This is a genomic window from Streptomyces sp. NPDC001744 (genome assembly GCF_042892575.1).
In the GTDB taxonomy this organism is placed as follows: domain Bacteria; phylum Actinomycetota; class Actinomycetes; order Streptomycetales; family Streptomycetaceae; genus Streptomyces.
Map to the genome: position 1 here is coordinate 189403 of NZ_JBIAUG010000009.1, position 21460 is coordinate 210862.

Annotated in this window: 13 protein-coding genes; 10 read left to right on the forward strand and 3 right to left on the reverse strand. The window is 73.2% G+C overall.

Annotation, left to right across the window (positions count from 1 at the left end; all coding sequences use genetic code 11):
- The first annotated feature begins 3 nt into the window (after positions 1-3).
- The 10 genes from rodA (at position 4) to galE (ending at position 15274) form a co-directional block, all read left to right on the forward strand.
- Positions 4-1203 (forward strand): rod shape-determining protein RodA, encoded by a 1200-nt coding sequence (gene rodA / locus ACFYZY_RS13845; RefSeq protein WP_388693132.1) that lies wholly within the window; start codon positions 4-6, stop codon positions 1201-1203.
- An 81-nt stretch (positions 1204-1284) separates the two neighbouring features.
- A complete protein-coding gene (locus tag ACFYZY_RS13850) occupies positions 1285-2814 on the forward strand; it encodes a CHAD domain-containing protein (protein ID WP_388693133.1) in 1530 nt (509 codons plus the stop codon).
- A 61-nt stretch (positions 2815-2875) separates the two neighbouring features.
- Complete coding sequence (locus ACFYZY_RS13855; RefSeq protein ID WP_388693135.1) at positions 2876-4804, forward strand: TIGR03960 family B12-binding radical SAM protein; 1929 nt, start codon at positions 2876-2878, stop codon at positions 4802-4804.
- Positions 4805-5188: 384 nt separating this feature from the next.
- Positions 5189-5980 carry a TIGR03936 family radical SAM-associated protein gene (locus tag ACFYZY_RS13860; protein ID WP_388693137.1) on the forward strand — a complete coding sequence of 264 codons (792 nt, stop codon included), beginning with the start codon at positions 5189-5191 and terminating at the stop codon, positions 5978-5980.
- Between the two features lie 233 nt (positions 5981-6213).
- Positions 6214-10155 (forward strand): Rne/Rng family ribonuclease, encoded by a 3942-nt coding sequence (locus ACFYZY_RS13865; protein ID WP_388693139.1) that lies wholly within the window; start codon positions 6214-6216, stop codon positions 10153-10155.
- 249 nt (positions 10156-10404) lie between these two features.
- On the forward strand, positions 10405-10725 hold the full coding sequence (gene rplU, locus ACFYZY_RS13870; RefSeq protein ID WP_388693140.1) for a 50S ribosomal protein L21: 321 nt from the start codon (positions 10405-10407) through the stop codon (positions 10723-10725).
- A 14-nt stretch (positions 10726-10739) separates the two neighbouring features.
- Positions 10740-10994 carry a 50S ribosomal protein L27 gene (gene rpmA / locus ACFYZY_RS13875; protein WP_388693142.1) on the forward strand — a complete coding sequence of 85 codons (255 nt, stop codon included), beginning with the start codon at positions 10740-10742 and terminating at the stop codon, positions 10992-10994.
- Between the two features lie 107 nt (positions 10995-11101).
- The gene (obgE, locus tag ACFYZY_RS13880) at positions 11102-12541 is read left to right on the forward strand and encodes a GTPase ObgE (RefSeq protein WP_388693143.1); all 1440 of its coding nucleotides are present in this window, start codon (positions 11102-11104) and stop codon (positions 12539-12541) included.
- A 101-nt stretch (positions 12542-12642) separates the two neighbouring features.
- Positions 12643-14271 carry a glycosyltransferase family 2 protein gene (locus ACFYZY_RS13885; protein ID WP_388693144.1) on the forward strand — a complete coding sequence of 543 codons (1629 nt, stop codon included), beginning with the start codon at positions 12643-12645 and terminating at the stop codon, positions 14269-14271.
- 16 nt (positions 14272-14287) lie between these two features.
- A complete protein-coding gene (gene galE, locus ACFYZY_RS13890; RefSeq protein ID WP_388693146.1) occupies positions 14288-15274 on the forward strand; it encodes a UDP-glucose 4-epimerase GalE in 987 nt (328 codons plus the stop codon).
- A gap of 78 nt (positions 15275-15352) precedes the next feature.
- Here the strand turns inward: galE and ACFYZY_RS13895 are convergent, their stop codons facing one another.
- The 3 genes from ACFYZY_RS13895 to ACFYZY_RS13905 form a co-directional block, all read right to left on the reverse strand.
- Positions 15353-16459 (reverse strand): glycosyltransferase, encoded by a 1107-nt coding sequence (locus tag ACFYZY_RS13895; protein ID WP_388693223.1) that lies wholly within the window; start codon positions 16457-16459, stop codon positions 15353-15355.
- Between the two features lie 62 nt (positions 16460-16521).
- Positions 16522-19392, reverse strand: coding sequence for a CDP-glycerol glycerophosphotransferase family protein (locus ACFYZY_RS13900; RefSeq protein WP_388693148.1), 2871 nt, complete (start codon positions 19390-19392; stop codon positions 16522-16524).
- Between the two features lie 336 nt (positions 19393-19728).
- Positions 19729-21285 (reverse strand): DUF6056 family protein, encoded by a 1557-nt coding sequence (locus ACFYZY_RS13905; RefSeq protein WP_388693150.1) that lies wholly within the window; start codon positions 21283-21285, stop codon positions 19729-19731.
- Between the last annotated feature and the right edge of the window lie 175 nt (positions 21286-21460).

Below are 21460 nucleotides of genomic sequence, written 5' to 3' on the forward strand. Positions count from 1 at the left end.
CCGATGACGACCCGCACCGACTTCTCCGTCTCCCGTTACGCCCCCCGGCGCGGCCCGCTGGTGAAGCTCACCGCCCGCGACTCGGTGCTGCGCCGCCTCGACTGGCCGATGCTGCTCTCGGCGCTCGCGCTCTCCCTCATCGGCTCCCTGCTCGTCTGGTCCGCCACCCGGGGCCGCACCCAGCTCAACCAGGGCGACCCGTACTACTTCCTCTTCCGGCACCTCCTCAACACCGGCATCGGCCTCGCCCTGATGGTCGGCACGGTCTGGCTCGGCCACCGCACCCTGCGGGGCGCCGTGCCGGTCCTCTACGGCATCTCGATCCTGCTGATCCTCGCCGTCCTCACCCCGCTCGGCGCCACCATCAACGGCGCCCACGCGTGGATCGTGATCGGCGGCGGCTTCTCCCTCCAGCCCAGCGAGTTCGTCAAGATCACGATCATCCTGATCATGGCGATGCTGCTCGCGGCCAAGGTCGACGCGGGGGACCAGCTCCATCCCGACCACGGAACCGTCGCCAAGGCCCTCCTCCTCGCCGCCCTCCCCATGGGCATCGTCATGCTGATGCCCGACCTCGGCTCGGTCATGGTGATGGCCGTCATCGTCCTCGGCGTGCTCCTCGCCTCCGGGGCGTCCAACCGCTGGGTCCTCGGCCTGATCGGCGCGGGAGTCCTCGGCGCCGTCCTCGTCACCGCCCTCGGCATGCTGGACGAGTACCAGATCAACCGCTTCGCCGCCTTCGCCAACCCCGACCTCGACCCCGCCGGCGTCGGCTACAACACCAACCAGGCCCGCATCGCGATCGGCTCCGGCGGCCTGTACGGCACCGGTCTCTTCAAGGGACACCAGACCAGCGGCCAGTTCGTGCCCGAGCAGCAGACCGACTTCATCTTCACCGTCGCGGGGGAGGAGCTGGGCTTCCTCGGCGCCGTCCTCATCCTCCTCCTCCTGGGGACCGTGCTCTGGCGGGCCTGCCGGATCGCCCGCGAGACCACCGAGCTGTACGGCACGATCGTCGCGGCCGGAATCGCCGCCTGGTTCGCCTTCCAGTCCTTCGAGAACATCGGCATGACCCTCGGCATCATGCCGGTCGCGGGCCTGCCGCTGCCGTTCGTCTCGTACGGCGGCTCCTCGATGTTCGCGGTGTGGGTGGCGATCGGACTCCTCCAGTCGATCCGCGTCCAGCGCCCGATGACGGCCTGACGGGCGCCCGGCGGGTCCGGCGGGGGCCTGATTTCTCCCGGAAACCGAGTAAGCGCCCCCGCCGGCGGTTAGACGCCGGACATGGCCGAGACGAAGCGCGAGACCGAGCGGAAGTACGAAGCCACGCCGGAGACCGACGTCCCGGACCTCACCGGGGTCCCGGGCGTCGCGACCGTCGTCGACGACGGCGTCACGGAGCTCGACGCCGTCTACCACGACACCCCCGACCTGCGCCTGGCCGCCGACTCGATCACCCTGCGCCGCCGCACCGGCGGCGCGGACGAGGGCTGGCACCTGAAGTTCCCCGTCGCCGCCGGCGTCCGCGACGAGATCAGGGCCCCCCTCTCGCCCACCGGAACCGACACCCTCCCGCCCGACCTGGCGGTCCTCCTGCGCTCCCGCGTCCGCCGCGGCGAGGTCGTCCCCGTCGTCCGCCTCCGCTCCGCCCGCGACGTCCGCCGGCTCCTCGACGCCGACGGCGCCCCCCTCGCCGAGCTCTCCGTGGACACCGTCCACGCCGAACGCCTGCCCGACGGGCCCCGGACCTCCTGGACCGAGATCGAGGTCGAGGCGGCCGAGGGTGCCGACCCCCGCGTCCTCGACGCCGTCGGCAAACGCCTCGGAAAGGCCGGCATCCGCCCCGCGCGCCACCCCTCCAAACTGGCCAGGGCCCTCGCGGAGACCGCCCCGGAGGACCGCGGCGGCCACGGCGGCCACGGTGGGCACCCCGCCCCCGGCACCGCCGGAGCCGCCGTCCTCGCCTACGTACGGGAACAGGCCGGGGCGATCGTCGCCCTCGACCCCGCCGTCCGTCGCGACCTCCCCGACGCCGTCCACCGGTTCCGCGTCGCCTGCCGCCGCCTGCGCGGCGCCCTCAAGACGTACCGCTCCGTCCTCGACCGGAAGGCCACCGACCCCCTCGGCGACGAGCTGAAGTGGCTGGCCGGCGAGCTGGGCGCCGCCCGGGACCAGGAAGTCCTCACCGAGCGGCTGCGCGCCCTCCTCGCCGACGTTCCCCGCCCCCTGCGCCGCGGCCCGGTCAAGGCCCGGCTCCGGGTCTGGGCCGCCGCCCGCGCCGACGACGCCCGCCGCCGGGCCGTCACCGCCCTCGACTCCGACCGGTACCTCGCCCTGCTCGACGCGCTGGACGCCCTGCTCACCGACCCGCCCCTGCGCAGGGCCGCCTCCCGCGACGCCGCCGGGGTCCTCGCCCGCGCCGTCCGCAAGGACCACGACCGCCTCGCCGCCCGCGTCGACCGCGCCCTCTCCCTCGCCCCCGGCCGCGAACGCGACCTCGCCCTCCACGAGGCCCGCAAGGCCGCCAAGCGCGCCCGCTACGCCGCCGACGCCGCCCGCCCCACCCTCGGAAAACCGGCCAAGAAGTTCTCCGGACGCGTGAAGGCGGTGCAGTCCCTCCTCGGGGAACACCAGGACAGCGTGGTCGCCCGGAAGGCCCTGCTGGAGATCGCCGCCCAGGCCCACGCGGCCGGCGAGACCGCCTTCACCTGGGGACTCCTGCACGGCCGCGAGGAGGCGGCGGCCGGGGCGACCGAGCGCGACCTCCCCCGCGTCCGGTCCCGGGCCACCGTCCCCCGGTCGCTGCGGCACTGAGCCCACCGGGCACCGGGGTACGCTTGAGAGTCGCCCCCCTGCCAGCTCACGAAGGTTCGAGATGTCTGCTGCCGAGTCTGTCTTCCCGCAGCTCGAAGCTCTGCTCCCGCACGTGCAGAAACCGATCCAGTACGTCGGCGGAGAACTCAACTCCACGGTCAAGGACTGGGACGAGTGCGACGTCCGCTGGGCACTGATGTACCCGGACGCGTACGAGGTCGGCCTGCCCAACCAGGGCGTCATGATCCTCTACGAGGTACTGAACGAGCGCGAGGGCGTCCTCGCCGAGCGCACCTACAGCGTGTGGCCGGACCTCGAAGAGCTGATGCGCGAGCACGGGGTCCCGCAGTTCACGGTCGACTCGCACCGTCCCGTCGGCGCCTTCGACGTGTTCGGCCTCTCCTTCTCCACGGAGCTCGGCTACACGAACATGCTCACCGCCCTCGACCTCGCGGGCATCCCGCTGGAGTCGAAGGACCGGACCGTCGACCACCCCATCGTGCTCGCGGGCGGCCACGCGGCCTTCAACCCCGAGCCGATCGCCGACTTCATCGACGCGGCGGTCATCGGCGACGGCGAGCAGGCCGTCCTCGACATGACCGGCATCATCCGCGCCTGGAAGGCGGAGGGCCGGCCGGGCGGCCGCGAGGAGGTCCTCTTCCGCCTCGCGAGGACCGGCAACGTCTACGTCCCGCGCTTCTACGACGTCGAGTACCTGCCGGACGGCCGCATCGGCCGCGTCGTGCCCAACCGGTCCGGCGTGCCGTGGCGCGTCTCCAAGCACACCGTCATGGACCTCGACGAGTGGCCCTACCCCAAGCAGCCCCTCGTCCCGCTCGCGGAGACCGTCCACGAGCGCATGTCCGTCGAGATCTTCCGCGGCTGCACCCGCGGCTGCCGATTCTGCCAGGCCGGCATGATCACGCGCCCCGTGCGGGAGCGAAGCATCACCGGCATCGGCGAGATGGTCGAGAAGGGTCTGAAGGCGACGGGCTTCGAGGAGGTCGGCCTCCTCTCGCTCTCCTCGGCGGACCACTCCGAGATCGGCGAGATCGCCAAGGGCCTCGCGGACCGCTACACCGAGGACAAGGTGGGCCTGTCCCTCCCCTCCACCCGCGTGGACGCCTTCAACGTCGACCTGGCCAACGAGCTGACCAGGAACGGACGCCGCTCCGGCCTCACCTTCGCCCCCGAGGGCGGCTCCGAGCGCATGCGCAAGGTCATCAACAAGATGGTCTCGGAGGAGGACCTCATCCGGACCGTCTCCACCGCGTACGGCAACGGCTGGCGCCAGGTGAAGCTGTACTTCATGTGCGGCCTGCCGACGGAGACCGACGAGGACGTCCTCCAGATCGCCGACATGGCGATGAACGTGATCGCCGAGGGCCGCAAGGTCTCCGGCCAGAACGACATCCGCTGCACCGTCTCCATCGGCGGCTTCGTGCCCAAGCCGCACACCCCCTTCCAGTGGGCCCCGCAGCTCTCGGCCGAGGAGACGGACGAGCGCCTGCGCAAGCTCCGCGACAAGATCCGCGGCGACAAGAAGTACGGCCGCTCGATCGGCTTCCGCTACCACGACGGCAAGCCCGGCATCGTCGAGGGCCTGCTCTCGCGCGGCGACCGCCGCGTCGGCGCCGTCATCCGCGCCGTCTACGAGGACGGCGGCCGCTTCGACGGCTGGCGCGAGCACTTCTCGTACGACCGCTGGATGGCCTGCGCCGAGAAGACGCTGCCCGCGTACGGCGTGGACGTCGCCTGGTACACCACCCGCGAGCGCTCCTACGAGGAGGTCCTGCCCTGGGACCACCTGGACTCCGGCCTCGACAAGGACTGGCTCTGGGAGGACTGGCAGGACGCCCTCGACGAGACCGAGGTCGAGGACTGCCGCTGGACCCCGTGCTTCGACTGCGGCGTGTGCCCGCAGATGGACACGCACATCCAGATCGGCCCCACCGGCAAGAAGCTGCTCCCGCTGACGGTCGTGAAGTAGGCCGGTCGCGCGGCCCCGGGCGACGGCCCGGCGGAGGGTCCACCCTCCGCCGGGCCGTCGCGCCGTTTCCGCCACCGGCCCGGGCCGCGCCCGGTCCCGGCCCGGGTGACCGCCCGGGACGCCCGGCGCGTCCCGCGCGGACCGGCCCGGTCGGCCGAGCCCCGGGAACCCGCGGCGGCCCGTGCGCGTACTCTGGGTAGTACAACGAACGTCCCCGGCGCGGCGCCCGCCCCCGAGATCTCCCCGCCGAGGCGGGGGTGAACCGGGCGGGCCCCCCGGGGCCAGCCGTACGTCTCGTGGACGGCGCGCACCCGCGCCGCCCCGCACCGAGGAGAAGAACCACTGGGCAAGCGACAGCCCGAAGGCCCGCCGCCCGCACCGGCGGTGCAGCGCATCCGACTGCGCTACACCAAGCGCGGCCGCCTCCGGTTCACCAGCCACCGCGACTTCCAGCGCGCCTTCGAGCGCGCACTGCGCCGCGCCGAGGTACCCATGGCGTACTCGGCCGGCTTCACCCCGCACCCCAAGGTGTCGTACGCCAACGCCGCCCCGACGGGGACGGGGTCCGAGGCCGAGTTCCTGGAGATCGCCCTCACCGAGGAGCGTGACCCGGAGACCCTGCGGGCCCTGCTCGACGAGTCCCTGCCGGCCGGCCTCGACATCACCGACGCCGTCGAGGCCCGTACCCCGGGCCTGGCCGACCGGCTCACCGCCTCCGTGTGGGAGCTGCGGCTCGAAGGCGTCACCACCGAGGACGCGGAGAAGGCCGTCGAGGCGTTCCTCGCGGCCGAGACCGTGGAGGTGCAGCGCAAGACCAAGAACGGCGTCCGCACCTTCGACACCCGCTCCGCCGTCACCGGGCTGACGGCCGTCCGTCCCCAGGGCGATCCCCGGGACGATGGGCCGCTGGACAGCGCCTGTGCGATACTGCGGCTGGTCGTTCGGCACGTGACACCCGCCGTACGACCCGACGACGTCCTGTCCGGTCTCCGAGCCGTGGCCGACCTGGCGCCGCCGGTCCCCGCAGCGGTGACCAGGCTGGCGCAGGGGCCCTTCGACGAGGAGTCCGGCACGGTGACCGACCCGCTCGCGCCCGACCGCGAGGCAGTCACGGCCGCTTCACCCACGGCCGCCGCGACCGCCCCGGCGACGGCGCCGGGTACGGACACCGCGTAGGGAGCGGTCGTCGCAGCGCAGCCCTGGCACTCGGGAGCCACCTGGGCCGGGCCGCGCACTGACCAGGAGACTTTCGCCAGGCCGTCCGCACAGGGCGTACGGAACCGGCGAGCCAGACACAGAGCTCCCGTGCGGCGCCCGCGCCCCGGACGGCGGCACCGCGCCCCAGGCGCGGCCGTGCCGCCGGACCGGATCCAGACGCGGCGCCCGGGAGCGTGACGGGAGAACCCCGCATGCTCGAGTCCAACGAAGACACCAATGCCCCCGGTGACAAGCTGCCGCCGCGCCGCAGGCGCCGCGCCGCTTCCCGCCCCGCCGGTCCGCCGGTGACGGGCGGAGCCGCCGACACCGCCGACTCCACCGGCACCGCCGAGAACGCGCCGGCCGACACGCCGGTCGCGGAGGCCGCGCCCGAGGCCGCCGCGCCCGCCGGGACGGCTCCCGAGACGTCCTCCGAGGCCGCTCCCGCGCCGCGTACCCGCCGCCGGGCCACCCGCAAGGCCACCGCCCCGGTCGCGGAGGCCCCGGCCGAGGAGACGGCGGAGGTACCGGAGCCGGCCGCCGAGACCGCGCCCGAAGCCGTCGCGGAGGCCCCCGAGGCCGCCCCGGCGCGCCCGGCCCGTCGCCGCGCCACGCGCAAGGCCACGTCGCCGGTGACCTCCCCGGCCGCCGCCGAGGAGGCGCCCGTCGCCGACACGCCGGTCGCGGAGGCCGCGCCCGAGGCCGCCGCGCCCGCCGGGACGGCTCCCGAGACGTCCTCCGAGGCCGCTCCCGCGCCGCGTACCCGCCGCCGGGCCACCCGCAAGGCCACCGCCCCGGCCGGCGCGCCCGCCGCCGAGGAGGCGCCCGCGCCCGCCGCCGAGCCGGTCGCCGCAGAGCCGGTCGCCGAGACCGCGCCCGAGGCCGTCGAGGAGGCCCCCGAGGCCGCTCCCGCGCCGCGTACCCGCCGCCGGGCCACCCGCAAGACCGCCTCGCCCGAGCCGGTCGCCGAGACGCCCGCCGGCGAGTCGCCGCCCGAGGCCGCCGTCGCGCAGATCGCCGCCGACGGGCCCGAGGTCGCCGCCGCCGAGACCGCCGCCACGCGCGGCCGGGGCCGTCGCCGCGCCGCCTCCCCGCAGTTCACCTCCGAGCCGGCCCCGGCCCGCGAGCCGCGCCGCGCCGCGCGCCCCGCCGTCGCCGTCTTCCAGGCCCCGGTCTTCACCGAGCCGATGTTCCAGACCCCGGAGACCGCCGCGGCCGCCGCCGCCGCTGCCCCGGTGGAGCCGGAGGACGAGGAGACGGCGGACGAGACGGTCGAGACCGCCGAGGCCGTGGAGACCGCCGAGCGGGCCGAGTCCGGTTCCCGCCGTCGCCGCCGCCGTCGCGGCGAGCCCGTCGCCGTCGAGCCCGTCCCGGCCACCGTCGCCGACGAGCCCGAGGTCGAGGCCGCCGCCGACGAGGTGGAGGAGGAGGCCGAGGAGAACGACGAGACCGGCGAGTACGAGGACCGTCCGTCCCGCCGTCGCCGTCGCGGCGGCCGTCGCCGCCGCCGCGGTGAGCTCGCCGAGGCCGAGGAGACCGAGGAGGACGAGGAGCCGCACGCCGAGGACGAGTCCGACGACGCGGACTCCCACGACGCCGACGATTCCGACCACGACGAGGAGGAGCAGGACGAGGCCGGGGCCCACGCCGGCGGTTCCAGCAGCTCCCGCCGCCGCCGTCGCCGTCGCCGCCGCAGCGGGGACGGCGCCGAGGCCGAGGCGGGCGACGAGGACGGCGTCCGTACGGTCGTCAAGGTCCGCGAGCCCCGCCCGGCCCGTGAGAAGGCCGAGCCGGGCACCGGGGCCGACGAGGTCCAGTCCATCAAGGGCTCGACCCGCCTGGAGGCCAAGAAGCAGCGCCGCCGCGAGGGCCGCGAGCAGGGCCGCCGCCGCGTCCCGATCATCACCGAGGCCGAGTTCCTGGCCCGCCGCGAGGCCGTCGAGCGCGTCATGGTCGTCCGCCAGAACGGCGAGCGCACCCAGATCGGCGTCCTGGAAGACAACGTGCTGGTCGAGCACTACGTCAACAAGGAGCAGGCCACCTCGTACGTCGGCAACGTCTACCTGGGCAAGGTCCAGAACGTCCTGCCGTCGATGGAGGCCGCCTTCGTCGACATCGGCAAGGGCCGCAACGCCGTCCTGTACGCCGGCGAGGTCAACTTCGAGGCGCTCGGCATGGCCCACGGGCCGCGCCGCATCGAGACCGCCCTCAAGTCCGGCCAGCCGGTCCTCGTCCAGGTGACGAAGGACCCGATCGGCCACAAGGGCGCCCGTCTGACCAGCCAGGTCTCCCTGCCCGGCCGCTACCTCGTGTACGTGCCCGAGGGCTCGATGACCGGCATCAGCCGCAAGCTCCCGGACACCGAGCGCGCCCGCCTCAAGACCATCCTCAAGAAGATCGTCCCCGAGGACGCGGGCGTCATCGTGCGCACCGCCGCCGAGGGCGCGAGCGAGGACGAGCTGCGCCGCGACGTCGAGCGTCTGCAGGCGCAGTGGGAGGAGATCCAGAAGAAGGCGAAGAGCGGCAACGCCCCGACGCTGCTCTACGGCGAGCCGGACATGACCGTCCGGGTCGTCCGCGACATCTTCAACGAGGACTTCTCCAAGGTCATCGTCAGCGGCGACGACGCGTGGGAGACCATCCACGGGTACGTCAGCCACGTCGCCCCGGACCTGATCGACCGCCTGTCCAGGTGGACGAGCGAGGTGGACGTCTTCGCGACGTACCGGATCGACGAGCAGCTGATGAAGGCGCTCGACCGCAAGGTGTGGCTGCCGTCCGGCGGCTCGCTGGTGATCGACAAGACCGAGGCGATGATCGTCGTCGACGTCAACACCGGCAAGTTCACCGGCCAGGGCGGCAACCTGGAGGAGACCGTCACCAGGAACAACCTGGAGGCGGCCGAGGAGATCGTGCGCCAGCTCCGTCTGCGCGACCTCGGCGGCATCGTCGTCATCGACTTCATCGACATGGTCCTGGAGTCCAACCGCGACTTGGTGCTGCGCCGCCTCCTGGAGTGCCTGGGCCGGGACCGGACCAAGCACCAGGTGGCCGAGGTCACCTCGCTCGGCCTGGTGCAGATGACCCGCAAGCGGGTCGGTCAGGGCCTCCTGGAGTCCTTCTCCGAGACCTGCGTCCACTGCAACGGCCGCGGCGTCATCGTCCACATGGAGCAGCCGACCACCTCCGGTGGCGGTGGCGGCGGCAAGCGCGCGAAGAAGCGCGGCCGTGGCGGGGACGGGCACGAGCACACCCACGAGCACGAGCACGAGCAGGACGAGGCCGTGGAGTCCGGTTCGGACGCCGCGGCCCAGGAGGTCGAGACCGAGGCCGAGGTGGCGGCGGAGCTGGCCGCCCCGGTGGCCCTGCCGGAGCCCATCGCCCCGGACGAGGAGCTGTACGGCTCCATCGCCGAGGCGGAGGCCGCCGCGTCGCGCGGTGGCCGTGGCCGCCGCCGCGCGACCCGCCGGGCGACCGCCCAGGCCGCCCCGGCGCCCGAGGCTCCGGCCGTCCCGGCGGCTCCGGCGGCCGAGGGTCCGGTCGTGGAGGCCGGGACCGTCGCGGCCGAGCCGACCGCGCAGCCCGCGCCCGCCCCCGTGGTGGAGGCGGAGACCGTGGCCGAGGAGGCCCCGGCCCCGCGCCGCCGCCGTGCCACCCGCCGGGCGACCTCCCCGGTCGTCTCCACCTCGGAACCGGCCGAGCCGGTCACCGTCGTGGAGCCCGCCCCGGAGCGGGCACCGGAGCCGGCCGCTCCCGAGCGGACCGCCCCGGAGCCCGTCGTGACCGAGGAGCCCGCCGCCGCGCCCGCCGCCGAGGAGGTCCCCGCGGCCGCCCCGCCGCGCGCCCGCCGCCGGGTGGTCCGCAAGGCCACCGCCCCCGCCGGTTCGCCCGCGGGCGCCGAGGAGGCCGCCGTCGTCGTGGTCACCACGGCCCCGGCCGCGTCCGGGATCCCGGAGAGCGGTACCGAGGCCGAGGCCGCTCCCGCCAAGAAGACGGCGGCGCGCAAGACCGCGGCGAAGAAGACCACGGCCAAGAAGGCCACCGCCAAGAAGACGGCGGCGACCAAGAAGACCGCGGCGAAGAAGACGACGACCGCCAAGAAGACCGCGGCCAAGAAGACGGCGGAGAAGCCCGCCGCCCCGGCCCAGGACTGACCGGCGGGTGCGGGCCGCTCCCCCTCCCCGGAGGGGGAGCGGCCCGCACCGCTCGGGCGGATTTGACCCCTCGTGGCAGCCGCCCGTACCCTTGACCGTCGGCGTGTCTCTTGACACGCCGCGCCTCTGAGCACCTCCCTCCCGCCCGCCGGGAGAGGCCGCTCGTCCGATTCCGGAACGCCACGGACCCCCGGGTCCGTGTGGGCGGCTGGCGTCAGAGGTTTCATCCCGAGTGAGAGAGAGATCCGCGTGTACGCCATCGTGCGCAGCGGTGGTCGCCAGCACAAGGTTGCTGTCGGCGACATCGTTGAGGTTGACAAGATTTCCACTGCCAAGGTCGGCGACACGGTCGAGCTCTCGACCCTGCTCGTTGTCGACGGCGATGCCGTGACCAGCGACCCGTGGGTCCTCGACGGCATCAAGGTCACGGCCGAGGTCGTGGACCACCACAAGGGCGCCAAGATCGACATCCTGCGCTACAAGAACAAGACCGGCTACCGTCGTCGCCAGGGTCACCGTCAGCAGTACACGGCGATCAAGGTCACCGCGATCCCGTCGGCCGCGAAGTAAAGAGGGACTGAGCAATGGCACACAAGAAGGGCGCATCGTCCACCCGGAACGGTCGTGACTCCAACGCCCAGCGCCTCGGCGTGAAGCGTTTCGGCGGTCAGGTCGTCAACGCGGGTGAGATCCTGATCCGCCAGCGCGGCACTCACTTCCACCCGGGCGCGGGCGTCGGCCGTGGCGGCGACGACACGCTGTTCGCCCTGCAGGCCGGTTCGGTGCAGTTCGGCACCCACCGTGGCCGCAAGGTCGTGAACATCGTTCCGGTCGTTTGATCGGAATACTTTGCGGAGGCGGACCTCACTTCCCGGAAGGGAAGCGGGTCCGCCTTTCGCGTGTTACTAGATAGACATCCCGCACGTATTTCTCTGGAGGCACCCCCATGACCACCTTCGTGGACCGCGTCGAGCTGCACGTCGCCGCGGGTAACGGAGGCCACGGCTGCGCCTCCGTTCACCGGGAGAAGTTCAAGCCGCTCGGCGGCCCCGACGGCGGCAACGGCGGCCGTGGCGGTGACGTGATCCTGGTCGTCGACCAGGCGGTCACCACCCTGCTCGACTACCACCACTCGCCGCACCGCAAGGCCACCAACGGCCAGCCGGGCGCGGGCGACAACCGTTCCGGCAAGGACGGCCAGGACCTGGTCCTGACCGTGCCCGACGGCACCGTCGTCCTCGACAAGCAGGGCAACGTGCTCGCCGACCTGGTCGGCCAGGGCACCACCTTCGTCGCGGGCCAGGGCGGACGCGGCGGCCTCGGCAACGCGGCGCTGTCCTCGGCGCGCCGCAAGGCCCCCGGCTTCGCGCTCCTCGGCGAGCCCGGCGAGGCCCGGGACATCGTCCTGGAGCTCAAGACCGTCGCCGACGTGGCCCTCGTCGGCTACCCGAGCGCCGGCAAGTCCTCCCTCATCTCGGTCCTGTCGGCCGCCAAGCCGAAGATCGCGGACTACCCCTTCACGACGCTCGTCCCGAACCTGGGCGTCGTCACCGCCGGCGCGACCGTCTACACCATCGCGGACGTGCCGGGCCTGATCCCGGGCGCGAGCCAGGGCCGCGGCCTGGGCCTGGAGTTCCTCCGCCACGTGGAGCGCTGCTCGGTCCTCGTCCACGTCCTGGACACGGCGACCCTGGAGTCCGACCGCGACCCGCTCTCCGACCTCGACGTCATCGAGGAGGAACTGCGGCAGTACGGCGGTCTGGAGGACCGGCCCCGGGTCGTCGTCCTCAACAAGATCGACATCCCGGACGGCCAGGACCTCGCGGACATGATCCGCCCGGACCTGGAGGCGCGCGGCTACCAGGTGTACGAGGTCTCCGCCGTGGCCCGCACCGGTCTGAAGGAGCTCTCCTTCGCCCTCGCCGGCATCGTGGCCGAGGCCCGCGCGGCCAAGCCGGTGGAGGAGGCGACCCGCATCGTCATCCGCCCGAAGGCCGTCGACGAGACGGGCTTCACGGTCACGTACGACGAGGCCGAGGACGTCTACCGGGTGCGCGGCGAGAAGCCGGAGCGCTGGGTCCGCCAGACCGACTTCAACAACGACGAGGCCGTGGGCTACCTGGCCGACCGCCTCAACCGCCTCGGCGTCGAGGACGCGCTGATGAAGGCGGGCGCCCGCGGGGGCGACGGCGTCGCGATCGGCCCCGAGGAGAACGCGGTCGTCTTCGACTGGGAGCCCACCATGATGGCCGGAGCCGAGATGCTCGGCCGCCGCGGCGAGGACCACCGTCTGGAGGCCCCGCGCCCGGCGGCGCAGCGCCGCCGGGACCGCGAGGCGGAGCGCGACGACCCGCAGCGCGAGTTCGACGAGTTCAACCCGTTCTAGCGGTTTCGGCTCCTCCTGACGGTAGGGGAGCCGTTCCGGTGGCGGGAGGAGCCCTCCGACCGGCCGACGGGCCGGCCGGGGGGCTCCCGTAAAATCCTGCTGTGAGCACCGACCCCGCCCCCGGAACCGCAGGCCGCCTCAGCGTCGTGGTCATCGCCTACGAGGACGAGGAGCTGGTCGGCGAGGCCATCAGGTCCGCGCTCGACCAGGGCCCCGTGGTGGCCGAGGTCGTGGCGGTGGACGACTGTTCCGGCGACGGCACGGCGCGGGTCCTCGACGAACTGGCCGCCCTGCACCCCCGGGTGCGGGTGGTGCGCCGTACGGAGAACAGCGGGGGCTGCGGCACCCCGCGCAACGACGGCGTCCGGGCCGCCACCGCCCCCTACGTCATGTTCCTGGACAGCGACGACGTCCTGCCGCCCGGCGCCGCCGAGGCCCTGGTCTCCGCCGCCCTGCGGCACCGCGCCCCGGTGGCCGTGGGCGCCTGCGTACGGCGCGAACTCCCCGAGGGCCGGGACGTCCGCTGGCAGCCCGCCCTCTACCGGGAACCGGCCGTCCTGGAGACGCCCGAGGAGTTGCGTCCCCTCGTCCACGACACCCTCTGCGTCAACAAGGTCTACGAGCGCGCCTTCCTCGACGAGCACGGCATCCGCTTCCCCGACGGCCGGTTCGTCTACGAGGACTTCCTCTTCACCGCCCGGGTGTACGCCGTCGTCCCCCGCGTCGCCGTGGTCCCCGACACCGTCTACGTCTGGCACGTCCGGCGCGCCGCCTCCCGGCTGTCCATCTCCCTCGACCGGGAGGGCGTCTCCAACTGGCGGTCCCGGATCGACGCCCACCGCGCGGCCGTCGGGGCCTTCGCCGACGCGGGGCGCGCGGACCTCGCGGCCGCCTGCCGCACCAAGTTCCTCGAACACGACCTGCGGATGTACGCCAGGGACCTGCGGTCGCGCGACGAGGCGCACCGCGCCGAGTGGTGGAAGGTCACCCGCGCGTACCTGGCCGGTTTCCAGGAGCCCGAGATCGCCGCCGCCGTCGCCCCCGCCCGCTGGGCGGCCCGGTTCCTGCTGGCCGCGGAGGAGCCGCGCGACCTGCTCCGGCTGTCGCGGCTGTCCGCCCGCCCGGCCCGTCTGCTCCCGCCGTACGCGGGCACCCGCACCGCCGCCGTCTGGTCCGGGGACCTGCCGGAGGCCCGGCTCGACGGCACGGACGGACTGCCCCTCGCCGAACTGCCGCTCGTGGTGGACGCCACCCTGCGCGGCGGCGACCTGCGGATCACCGTGCGGGACCTGTACGGGCGGCTCGCCGAGGCCGGGCCCCGTACCGCCGACATCGCGTTCGTGCCGCGCGGCGACGACGAGCCCGCCCGTACCGAACGGACCGAACTGCACGCCCGGAGCGGGGCGGAGGAGCACTGGACCGGCCGGGTCCCGGTCCGGTTCACCGGGCTCGCCGGCGCCGGGCGCCGACGCGGGTTCCGGGGCCTCCAGCAGTGGGACGTCACCGCCACGGTGACCTGCGCGAACGGCGAGTCGTACACGACCGCGCTCCGGCCGCCGGACGGCTCCCCGTGGCGATCGGCGCTTCCGAGCAGCCGGTACGGTGTACTTCTCGTGCAGCAGTACGTCACGGCCAACGGTTCGATGGCGCTACGCATCGCACCCGGTGCCCGGGGAGGGTTCCGGGCGGTCGAGACCCGGCTCCGCCGGCTCGTCCGCAGTTCTCAGTGAAAGGGTTTGGGGCGCTATGACTTATCTGATCACCGGCGGCGCCGGTTACATCGGTTCGCATGTGGTCCGTGCCATGACGCGGGCGGGCGAGCGGGTCGTCGTCCTCGACGACCTGTCCACGGGCTACGCGGAGCGGGTTCCGGAGGGCGTCCCCCTGGTGATCGGTTCGACGCTCGACCGTGAGGTGCTGGACCGGACGATCGCCGAACACGGCGTCACCGGCGTCGTCCACCTCGCCGCGAAGAAGCAGGTCGGCGAGTCGGTCGAGCTGCCCCTGCACTACTACCGCGAGAACGTCACCGGCCTCACGGTCCTCCTGGAGGCCGTCGCCGCCGCGGGCGTGCGCAACTTCCTCTTCTCCTCCTCGGCCGCCGTCTACGGCATGCCGGACGTCGACCTCGTCACCGAGGAGACCCCCTGCCGGCCGATGAGCCCCTACGGCGAGACCAAGCTCGTCGGCGAGTGGCTGGTCCGTGCCGCCGGCCGGGCCCACGGCATCTCGACGGCCTGCCTGCGCTACTTCAACGTGGCCGGCGCGGCGACCCCCGAACTCGCCGACACCGGCGTCTTCAACCTGGTCCCGATGGTCTTCGAGCGCCTCGACGCGGGCGAGTCCCCGCGCGTCTTCGGCGACGACTACGACACCCCGGACGGCACCTGCGTCCGCGACTACATCCACGTCGAGGACCTGGCCGACGCCCACCTCGTCGCGGCGCGCAAGCTCGCGGAGTGGGCCGAGGCGGGCGAGCCGCGCGACCTGACCGTCAACATCGGCCGGGGCGAGGGCGTCTCCGTCACCGAGATGGTCACGCTGATCAACGAGATCACCGGGCACACGACCGAGCCCGTCGTCACCCCGCGCCGCGCCGGCGACCCCGCCCGGGTCGTGGCCTCCGCCGACCGCATCGCCGCCGAACTGGGCTGGAAGGCCCGCCACGACGTGCGCGACATGGTCGGCTCCGCCTGGGAGGGCTGGGTCGCGCGCCGGGGCGCCACCGTCTGACCGGAACGGACGCACGGCAACGGGCCGGGGAGTTCGACTCCCCGGCCCGTTGCCGTGCCCGTACGCGTCGCCGGACCGTCAGCGCTCCAGGAAGGCGAACAGCGCCTCCCAGCGGTCGGTGATCTCGTCGGCCGAGTACCGCTTCACGTTCTCGAAGGCCGCGTCGCCCATCCGGTCGCGCAGCTCCTTGTCGGAGATCAGCGTGCTGATGTGCCCGCCGAGTTCCAGCGCGTTGCCGAGCCGTGCGAGCAGCCCGTCCTCGCCGTCCCGGATGATCTCCCGGACGCCCGGCGCGCAGTCGAACGCGGCACAGGGAACGCCCGCCGCCATCGCCTCCAGGAGGGTGATCGGGAAGCCCTCGGCGCGGGACGCCTGCGCGAACACCGACGCCCCGGAGAGCGCGCCCAGCACGTCGTTGGTGCGGCCCATCCACTCCACGGACCCGTCGAGGCCCAGTTCGGTGGTCCGCCGCAGCAGGGCCTGCTCCTCGTCACCGGTGCCGTAGATCCGCAGCTTCCAGTCGGGATGACGGGGAGCGACCTCGGCCCAGCTGTCGAGCAGCATGTCGACGCCCTTCTCGTGCGAGAGGCGGCCGACGGAGACGACGACCTTCTCGTCGCGCGGCACCGGGGCCGGGGGCATGAACGGCAGGGCGTTCGGCATGTGGCCGACGTTGTCCATGCCGGCGCGGATCCACTGGTCCGCGTCGCCCGGGGTGAGGACGAGGAGCCGGTCGACGTCCTTGTAGTAGCGCTTCACCCGGGCGAGCCGCGAGGACGCGGCGCTGGCCGCGTACGACTCGTGGCTCATGCCGATCACCACGTGGCCCTTGGTGTCGGCGAGGGCGACCCACTCCATCGCCCACACCTGGGTCACGATCACGATCGCGCCGGGCCGGGCGGCGGCGAAGAGCGCCGTCAGCCGGTCCGCGCGCTCCCGCATCCCGGCGGCCCGCGCGGCGTGGCGCCGCCGCTCCGCCGCGTTGAGCCTCCCCTTGAGACCGCGCAGCGGCCGCACCTGCGGCGGGTGCGCGTCGTACAGGGTGGTGGTGGCGTACGGCAGGGGGTCCGGGAACTCGTGCTGCCGGCCCGCCGGGGCCGGGGTGATGCCGATGACGTGGACCCGGTGGCCGCGGTCGGTGAACTCCCGGGCCATCTGGTGGGTCCAGGTGGTCACACCGCCCATCTCGTCCACGCTGTTGGAGACGATGAAGATGTCGCGGCCGCCGGACGCAGTGGTCTGATGGGTCACTTCCCGCTCCCGGTGAAGAACTTGGCGACGATCCGACGGGCCGCGTCGCCCCGGTCGTACTCGCTGAACTCCGCGTTGAACCGCTGACGGGCCGCCGCGTACTTGGTGTCGGCCTCGTCCTTGAAGTCGGCGATCACGTCGAAGAGTTCCTCCGCCGTCTCCACGACCGGGCCCGGCGCGCGTTCCTTCAGGTCGAAGTAGGTGCCCCGGTTCTCCTTGGCGTACTCGTCGTAGTCGTAGGCGAAGAAGACCATCGGACGGTCGAGCAGGCCGTAGTCGAACATCACGGACGAGTAGTCGGTGATCAGCCCGTCCGCGAGGGCGAGGAGCGGGGTGATGTCGTGCTGCTCGGAGACGTCGACGACCCGCCCCCTGACCGAGGGCGGCAGGGTCACGCTGTTCAGGTAGTGGGTCCTGATCAGCAGGGTGTGCGTCTCGCCGAAGCGCTCGGCGAACTCCTCCACGTCGAACGGGGCCTGGAAGGCGCGCACCTTGCCGCCCGGGGCGGCCCGGAAGGTCGGCGCGTACAGCAGCACCTTCTTCTCCGGGTCGACGCCCAGCTCGGCCGCGAGCGGACCGCGCTCCCGGACGCCGGTCTCCGCCTCCCTGCGACGCGCCTCGGCGAGGCCGTCGTTGCGCGGGTAGCCGACGGGCAGCAGCACCTCGTCGCGGAGCCGGAAGCCCTTCGCGAGGGTGCGCCGGTCGTGCTCGCCGCGGATCAGGAAGTGGTCGAAGCGGTCCAGGGACTGCTGGAAGGACGCCTGGGCGGCGAGCCCGCGGGCCTTGGTGTTGGGCTCGTCGAAGCCCATCCGCTTGAGGGCGGTGCCGTGCCAGGTCTGGATGTACGTGGTTCCCGGGCGCTTGGTGAGGCGCAGCGGGAAGCCCTGGTTGTCGATCCAGAACTCGGCCTGGGCGAGCGCCCGCAGGTACTGCCAGCTCCAGCGCCGCACCAGCGTGGCGTCCTCGGGGAAGCCGGTCGGCTCCGCGCCCGCGTAGGACCAGACGGCCTCGAAGGCGACGCCCTGGCGGCGCATCTCCTCGTAGATCGCGCGGGGGCTGTCGCTGTACTGCTTGCCGAGGTGGCTCTCGAAGACCACGAGCCCCTTGCGGATCGGCAGCTTGCTGTAGAACTCGTGGTAGACGCGCAGCTTGGTCTCGCCCGAGTTCAGGTCCTTCTTGGCCTTCAGCAGGCGGCGCAGGCTCGTCTTCGCCAGCCGGGCGGCGCGCCCGTGCATGGCCTCCTCGATCACCGAGGAGGCGCGCACGGCGGCCTTGCCCTCGGCGGAGAGCACGTAGGAGAGGTTGCCCTTCTTGGTGATCTCGGGGACGAAGCGGTCGGAGACCAGCGTCGTCAGCCGGGGGCGGACCTTCAGGGAGCGGGCGTCGTCGAGGGCGGTGCCGCCGACGGAGACCCGGGTGCGCAGCCGCTGGCCGTCGACCGTGAGGATCACGCGCACGTCCCAGACGGCGTCGATGATCCCGAGCGGGCGGACGGCGCGGGCGACGTCCACCGTGCCCTCCCACTCGATCCACCGGCCGGCGTGCCGGACCGAGGTCACGGGGATGCGGGCGGTCTTGCCGCCGACGCTGCGGCGGGCCGAGAACTCGATGACGGCGCCGAGCTTCGCGTCCGGGGCGATCCGTCCCAGCGGGTTGACCACCCGGCCGGCGAGTTCGACGACGCCGTCGGTGCTCGCGTACGAGGTCAGCTTGTTGCCGAGGGCGAGCGCCGTGAGCGGACGGACGTGGAAGCCGCGCGGGGTGACGTCGAGGATCTGACGGCCCTGCTCGGTGTCCAGGTGCCGGTCGCACCAGTAGATCCGCTCGTCGACCTCGGCGAGCGGGGAGGTGAGGCGGCCCGGGTTGGTGAGCGCCTCGGTGGCCGGGAGCAGGTTGTCCCAGTCCTCCTTGCTCAGCAGGTAGGCGCAGATGGCGTGCAGCGGCTGCACCTCCTCGTACGCCCGCGGGTCGATCTCGGCGAGGTAGCCGTTGGCCAGGTCGGCGAACTCGCGCCGGTAGTCCTCGTCGAGCAGCGCCAGGTCGCGGAAGTGGAGGACCAGGTCGTGCTTGAGGAACTTGATGTCCTTGCGGTACTTGAGCTCCTCGTAGCCCTTGCTCTCCAGGAGGGCGTCCACGCGGCGGTGGATCTCCATGCGGTGCACGAAGTTGGCGATCTCGTGCCGCCGGTTGCTGATCGACTTGGCGGCGGCGCTCTCCTGCACGTTCCAGTGGTAGACCGTGTTCGGGATGAGCGTGATCCGGCTCGCGGCGACGTACGCCTGGGCCGAGAAGAGCAGGTCCTCGTAGTGGATGCCGACCGGGAACTCGAGGCCGGACTCCAGGAGGAACGCACGGCGGTAGCACTTGTTCGTCGACAGGGTGTCGAAGGTCAGCAGGTCCGGCAGCTCGGTGATCGACTCGATCGTCCGGGTCGCGGAGTAGAGCCACGGGTACCAGGCGGTGGTCTTCTTGTGGCGGCTGTCCAGGTGCACGCGGACGCAGAGGCCGGAGACGATGTCCGCACCGGTGCTCTCGGCGGCGTCGAGCATGTTGCGGCAGGCGTTGCGTTCGAGCACGTCGTCGCTGTCGAGGAACATGACGTAGTCGCCGGCGCACTGCTGGATGCCGTGGTTGCGGGGCGCGCCGCAGCCACCGCTGTTCTGCGGCAGCTGGAAGGCCCTCACCCGGTCCGGGTGAGCGGCGGCGAGCGCCTGGGCGACCTCGAAGGTGTTGTCCTTGCTGCAGTCGTCGACGATCACCACTTCGACGCCGTGCAGGGTCTGGTCCAGCACCGACCGAACGGCCGTCGGGAGACGCTCTGCGTCGTTGTAGGCGATGACGACCACGGAGACGTCAGGCACTTGCACCTCGATCCACTTGTCTTTCCTCCAGGCACGTCCAAGCTACCTGGTGTTCCCCGCGCGGTTCGTCGCGGCTTCCGGCGGGGCGGCGCGCGCTGTGTCCCGATCGTGATGGAGCGGACCGGGTCCGCGGGGCAACCATCCTCGCGTACGAGGAGTCGCCCGTACGGGCGTTCCCCGCTCCGCCGCGTCCGCGCGGGGCCGCACGTGCCGAGAAGGTACCCCACCTCCCTCCGCGAGCGGCCGGGAGGGGTGACGGGGAACACACGCCGCCGGGTTCCGGACGGTGGGAACCGGGGGGAGGGAGCCGGGCCCGGGCGTGCCGCCCCGCTCTCCGGACGGTCAGGGCCGGCGGACGCGGTCCACTCCGTAGTACCGGGCCGCGCACTGCGCCACCCAGTCCCGTGCGTACGCCTCGGTGAAGAAGGGCTCCGCGAGCGAGGCGATGGGCAGGGGGCGGTACGTCACCTCCGTGGCCCCCTTCGCCGCCTCCGCGCGGATCCGGGCGTTCTGGTGGTCCCAGGCGATGCTCCGGTACACCGTTTGCCCGGTCATCGTGTAGACCGGCCGCACCAGGGCGGTCGCGCTGCCCAGGGCGAGCGCGCCCGCCACGGTCAGCGCGCCCGCCACGGTCAGCGTGGCGGCGCGGGAGGCGGATCGGCCGGGAGCCAGGAGGAGCCGCCCGAGCCGGTGGCCGGCCGCCGCCCCGTACGCGCAGAGGGTGAGCAGCAGCGGGACGACGAAGTTCGTCCAGGTCCGGCCGTACGTCCAGCCGGTCGGGCCGTACCCGCTGCGCAGGCCGTACGTGACGCCCAGGCTGGCCAGGGCGATCAGCGGCACGGGCAGGAGCGCCAGGGCCCACGGCACCCGGCGCGGGCGGTCCGCCCCGGCGGAAGGGGCGCGGACGCCGGGCCGTCCGGCGAAGGCGACGCCCAGACCCAGCAGGACGCCGACGGCGGCGGCTCCCAGGTACGCCCACTGGCCGCCGATCGTCTGCCAGATGCGCCACCAGTCGTGGAACGTCTCTCCCGCCCCTTCGAGGGTCATGGGCTCCTGCGGAGTCTGCGCGCGGCGCCACCGCGCGCCCGGGGAGGTGTACAGGAGGACGAGGCCCCCGGCGAGCCCCGCGCAGGCGGCGGCGCACCAGAGGGTGACGTACCGGTCCTTCGTCCGGCCGAAGCGGGGGAGGCAGGCGAGCCCGGCGGCGGCGGCGAAGATCCCGGCGACCATGGTGAACGGCTCACTGAGCATGCCGATCGCCAGACCGGTCACGACCGCCATGGCCACGCCGGCCCTCCGGGCCCGGGGGCGCGGGGAACGGGCCGCGACGACCGCTCCGAGCACGGCCGTGAGGCCGATCAGGCTCGGCAGGGTGTGCGAAAGGGTGGCCGGGGCCCAGAGCAGTACCTGGTAGGCGCGCGTGCCCGCGAAGAACAGGAGCGCCTCGAAGAGCGCCACCGCGGCCAGGAGGAGTACGACGGGGGGCCGGGGGTGGCCCAGGGCGCGCAGCGCGGCGCGGCCGAGGAGGGTGAGGACGACGCCGAACCCCACCACCAGCAGGACGGGCATCAGCTTCGCCCCCCGCATGCCGTCGAGGTAGACGAGGCCGGTGAGGAAGGCGTTGGTGACGCGCCCGTTCTGGGTGCGGTAGAAGTCCGCGCTGATTCCGAGGACGCCCATGTCCCGGGTCTTCCAGAGGGCGCACCAGTCGTCGGAGGTGGGGCGTACGTAGAGGCCGAGGAAGGCGCCGACCGAGAGCAGCGCCCCCGAGCCGGCGGCGACGGCGAGCGCGACCCCGTTCAGTGCTCGGGGGAACGCTTTCCCGCCGCGCGCGCCGCTTCCCGTTTCGCCCTCGGCCGTCGGCGACTCGCCGCACTCGGGGGCGGTGATCCTGCTCACCGGTGGTGACTCCTGCTGCTTCGGGGCTCTCTCGAAAAGTGACAAACGGGTGAAATGCCACTTATTTTCAAGCCCTTTCCCGCATGCTTTATTGTATGGACGGCACGTCGACCGGAGCCGCCGCGCGGAGCGCGCCGGACGGCCGTCACCACCCTGTGCCGCCTTGTGCCACTGG